Consider the following 5,331-nt stretch of genomic DNA (forward strand, 5'->3'; position numbering starts at 1 on the left):
GTTGAATCCTGTAATAAAACTTTACATTGACAAGTATGGTTCTTCGTTACTTGGTATAGTTCGATAGGGTGGCATAAATCGACTAAATTCTTATCTGGCAAGAGATTTAATTGATTAGTTCGCTCTAGATCGAAAACAATTGATAAAAATCGCCAAATGCCTTTCTCTATAAGAGTTTCATCCCTTATATCCTCCGTCCATTGCATCACACAAACCGAAGAACCTTATTTAGGGTTTGCGGCAAAAAGCTTTTCGGTGGTGGCAGGGTGTGGGGGAGTGGAGCATTTGGCTGAAATTTCCCTAAACCCCGTAAATCCCTATCACCCTATCTCTCGACTCCTGAATACTGACTCCGCGAGAGATTAACTTGCTTGGGAGGAGACAAAACCTGATAACTCGCGAAAACGGATCTCATCGCGGTGGGGATCAGAGCGACTAACTTGTACTTGAAAGCGATCGCCTAAAGATACCGATCGCTCAAAACGATGGGGTAATTCTAACCCCAATTCCTCCAATAAAATCAAGCCTAAATTTTCCTCTTCCCGCAGCCAGCGTAAAACCAAAGCTTGCCAGACTTGATCTCCCTGTCGTCGCAAAAATTCCAAACTCCAATAACGATTAGTTTGTCGTTCCACCGAGGTGGCTTCTTGGGCCGAACTAGCGACACTATAGAGAATTTCCTGCATTCTATCCCGGGTAAAAGGCAGTTGATCGCCCCGGAGATGGGCTTTTAGTTGAAAATGGGTCAAAAGGTCAGTATAACGGCGAATTGGCGAAGTTACTTGGGAATAGGTATTCAATCCCAGACTAGCATGACGGTTAGGAATCGTCGTCATCTCACTGCGCGGCATACAGCGACGCAAGGCACAGGAACGCACAGGGCCGGCGGGTAGTAAAATTAACTCCTCATCGGGGGGTAATTCCGGTTGTGGTTGTCCGCGGAAAGGCACGGGTATCTCGTGTTCCTGACAGTAGCGACCGGCGATTTCTCCGGCTAAAATCATCATTTCCGCCACTAATTGCCGAGATGGAGAAACTTCCTGCAATTCTACGATAATTTCGTCGTTAGCCTTCACCTTAATCGATGATTCTGGCATTTGGATGTTAATCGATCCCTGAGATTTGCGCCATGCGTGGCGTTGTTTGGCCCAACGGTTGAGAATCCTCACTTCCGGTTCATGCTGCAGATCCAGATGTAACATTTCGTCCACATCTTCGTAGGTGAGGCGATAGGTGGGTTTAATTGTACTAGGATGGATCCGATAATCGGCGATCGCCCCCGTTTCATCGAGGATTACCCCAAAACTCAAGGCAGGACAAAGTTTACCCTGTACCAAACTCATTGGACCGGCGGCCAACTCTAGGGGAAACATGGGAACCATTCCCGTGGGAAGATAGAGACTGGTACTGCGACGACGCGCTTCTAGGTCTAATTCATCATCGGGAAGCACTAAACGGCTAGGATCGGCAATATGAATCCAGAGACGATGACCACCATCCGCGAGAATTTCCACCGATAATCCGTCATCGATTTCCTCGGTACTTTCATCGTCGATGGTATAAATTTTTTGGTGGGTTAAATCGAGACGATTGTTGACATCCGCATCCGCAGGGGGATTGAGTAAATTAAGACGCGCCACATCAAGTACCTTTTTCGAGAATTGAACGGGGTAGGAACTGCGTCGCAGGAAAAGGTTTTCGTGACTACTCCACCATTTCAAATCGACTAACAATTCAAAAGCGGCCTCGGGGGTTTGAGAACGGCCCAGCAGCGAGAGTATGTCCATGGCTGCTGGATATTTTTGTTCGGGTTGGAGGATAAATTTTTCTAGAGATTCCAGACGAATTCGATCGCTTTCTGACCATTCTACCGTTTCACCGGCCAAGGCCTGCTGGAGACGTTGGAGAAATTGGCTTTTTTCCCGTTGACGCTGTTGTTCCACCTCTAGCTGGTGTTTGATTTCCTCTACCTGATTTTCCGAGCGGGCCTCGTAACCATCCCCTTTATTTTTAAAATAAACTTTATCATCACTCAAGAGACAATGGGCCGCATAGCAAAACTGCGGACTGCGATCGGAAAAGAGAATCTCGGCCATGGTTTCGGGAGTGACTAACTGATTTTCCCCGGCTAATAATTCCCAGGCCACTTCTAAACCACTAGGGTCTAGATAGGGTTGGACTTCCCGCAGAAAATTGCCAATCTCTTTATAGTTGGACGGACCTGCTTTGATAATGTAATCGAAGCGTTGGGGACGCAGTTTATGCGGGTTTCCCCCTTGATCGATGACGATCCAATCTTTTTTACCTTCTGGGCGATCGATCACCCCTAAGCGCCTTTCTCCTTGGACTCGAAATTCTACCAGCGTTCCCTTTTCCACTGCTTCCCCTTACTGCCTATCTATTTTGTCTATTTTCTATCATCCTCGATCGATTACTCGATCGGCAAGAGCAATCATCAATCCCCACCCACTAGATAGGTATAGCGTCGCAAACTGCGTTCATAATCCTGTAGGAGTAATTGGGATTCTTCCACAGTCATGCGATTTTCCTGCAAAGCTTGTTCACAACGAAGACGAATTCTTTCTAACAGGTCTTCTGCGGAATACTGCACATAACTTAATACTTCCGTGATCGTATCTCCTTTGACTAGATACTCGATATCGTATCCCTTGGGACTCATCTGAATATGTACCACGTTAGTATCGCCAAAAAGATTATGTAAATTGCCCATAATCTCTTGATAAGCACCCACCAAAAACATTCCTAGATAATAGGGTTCTGGAGAATGTTTACCGTTTTTGTACTCCAACGGATGCAATTCTAAAACTGATTTTACGTCCCCGCGCAAATCGATAAACTGGGCAATTTTCCCGTCACTATCACAGGTTAAATCGGCGAGAATCCCTCTTTGGGTAGGTTCTCGATCGAGACGATGGATCGGCATAATTGGAAATAGTTGATCGATCGCCCAACTATCGGGAACTGACTGAAAAACCGAGAGATTGGCATAATAAATTGAGGCCATAATTTGCTCTAAGTCTTCCAAGTCATCGGGAACATAATCCTGTTGTCGGGCCACTTGCAGAATTTTGTGACAACAAGCCCAGTACAATTGTTCGGCTCTAGCTCGTTCTTTGAGACTGAGATAACCGAAATTAAACAGACTAATCGCCTCCTCTTTGAACTGTCCCGCATCGTGATAAGCTTCCTGATAATTGCGCTCATCGATACCCGTGTAGGTTTCCCAGAGATTGCGGAGGATGAGATGTTCTTTCCCATTGCAGGGATCGGGGGGATTTTGGGGAACCTCACTACTTCCCAAGATATCAAAGACTAACACCGATTGATGAGAAGCGAGCGCCCGGCCACTTTCACTGATGAGAATTGGGGGTGAAATCTGGGCATCTTCACAAGCTTCCTTGACCTCGGCCACGATATCATTGGCATAATTCTGCATATTGTAGTTTTTCGAGGCATAGAAGTTAGTTTTTGAGCCATCGTAATCAACCCCTAAACCACCCCCCACATCGAGATAGGTCATATTTGCCCCTAATTTCGCTAATTCCACATAAATCTGACTAGCTTCGCGAATGGCATCCTTAATGACGCTAATAGCGGAGATTTGCGACCCGATATGATAGTGCAGCAGTTGCAGACAATCTAACATCCCCGCTTGTTCTAATTCCGTCACCACCGTTAAGATTTCCGGGACGGTTAAACCGAATTTTGCCCGGTCTCCGGTGGAACATCCCCAACGGCCCACCCCTTTTGTCCCCAGTTTCGCACGCACTCCCAAATGAGGGGCAATTCCTAACTGACGACTGACGCGCAGGGTTAAATATAATTCTTCCAATTGTTCGATGACAATCAAAGGCCGATGACCGAGACGAGTGGTCAAAAGAGCAGTTTCCAGGTATTCTTTGTCCTTATAGCCGTTACAAATTAGCAATGGTTGTGTTTTGTCATTTTTGCCGTTTAAGGCAGGTTCTAGGGTAGCTAAAGCAATCATTAGCTCAGGTTTTGAACCAGCCTCAAGCCCAAATTGATAGGGTTTACCAAAACGCACTAAAGACTCGACGATGTGACGGTGTTGATTGCACTTGATCGGATAGACACCGCGATAGACGTTGGGATAATTATAACGGGCGATCGCTCGGTTAAAACAGGCATTCAGGCGCTCGATCCGGTCTTCCAAAATATCACTAAACCGAATTAACAGGGGTAAACCGATATTTCGCCGCTTAATCGCCGAAACTAACTCGTATAAGTCCAAAGAACCGCCCCTTTCTCCCTGAGGCGAGACGGTAATATTTCCTGCGGCATTAATCGAGAAATAAGGTTCTCCCCAGCCTTGGATGCGATAGAGATTTTCGCTATCTTCGATCGACCAATGTTTAACGGGGGCAACTTTTTCGAGGTTGTTACCGTCAGAAGGGGTCAGATCGATTGGAGATAATTGCTTTTCTAGTTTCTTAAGTTGAGTTTTACCCGCCATTGTCTATCGATCGCTCCGTGTGAGACTCCGATCTTCTATCTTAAGTCAGACTTCCTGTCTGCGACCAAGATTCCGATCGTGATAGAATTTACTAGCCGTTAGGAGGCAGGATTCAGGAGTCGGTCGTCAGGAGACAGGAGATAGGAGATTATTTGTATTTTCTCCCCATCCCCCATCACCCTAGGGTTGATTCATAGTAGGGTTGATTCATGAATCAACCCTACCCATCACCCCGTTCCCCTGTTCCCTTCTCCCCAAAATTTTATAGTGAACCGCTTATGCAATTATTAGACTCAAAAGGACGTTTATTCGGTAAATTTAGCTTGCTTGATATCGGAGCGGCCTTAGTAATTTTATTGACAATTATCGGTATTTTTGTTGTACCGGGGACAAGTGGTAAAAGTACGATCGCTCAAGTTACCAAAGAACCCATAGAAGTGGATGTTATTGTCCGGGGTTTAAGTGTTCTCAATCCCAATGCTTTGATTAATCAATTCAATACCGAGAAGAAAACTAATATTGTTATTCGTAATCAACCGGCTGGTCAAGTGGATATAAAAAATGTTAAACCTTTATCGAGAAATGTCTTAGTTCCGCAGCCGGATGGTAGTGTAAAAGTCCTACCCGATCCCCGCACGGAAAACTATTCTCAAGATATGATTATGACTCTCAGTGGTCAAGCGGAAGTTACTGATACTGGTGCGGTTGTTGGCGGTCAAAAGGTGAAAATTGGCACTTTAATCGAGTTAGAAGGAGATAATTATAATTTCAACACCAGTGTTATCGATGTCCGTTTACCAAAAAGGTCTTAGTTAGTAAACAGTGAGCAGTAAACA

4 protein-coding genes are annotated in these 5,331 nt (G+C 45.5%); 1 reads left to right on the plus strand and 3 read right to left on the minus strand.

Features of this window, described 5'->3' with window-relative positions; genetic code table 11:
• The 3 genes from PX481_RS19250 to speA form a co-directional block, all read right to left on the minus strand.
• The coding region (locus tag PX481_RS19250; protein ID WP_288095494.1) for a hypothetical protein at positions 1 to 206 on the minus strand (206 nt) is incomplete at its 3' end.
• Positions 207 to 362: 156 nt separating this feature from the next.
• A complete protein-coding gene (locus tag PX481_RS19255) occupies positions 363 to 2,378 on the minus strand; it encodes a ribonuclease catalytic domain-containing protein (RefSeq protein WP_288095496.1) in 2,016 nt (671 codons plus the stop codon).
• 77 nt (positions 2,379 to 2,455) lie between these two features.
• Entirely contained in the window at positions 2,456 to 4,495 is a 2,040-nt protein-coding gene (gene speA, locus PX481_RS19260) for a biosynthetic arginine decarboxylase (protein ID WP_288095498.1), read from the minus strand.
• A gap of 278 nt (positions 4,496 to 4,773) precedes the next feature.
• On the opposite strand from speA, the gene PX481_RS19265 reads away from it, so the two are divergent.
• Positions 4,774 to 5,307: a DUF4330 domain-containing protein gene (locus PX481_RS19265; protein WP_002737551.1), complete on the plus strand. Its 534-nt coding sequence runs from the start codon at positions 4,774 to 4,776 to the stop codon at positions 5,305 to 5,307.
• The last annotated feature ends 24 nt before the right edge of the window (positions 5,308 to 5,331 follow it).

The sequence above is a fragment of the Microcystis sp. M53603_WE2 genome, assembly GCF_030065435.1.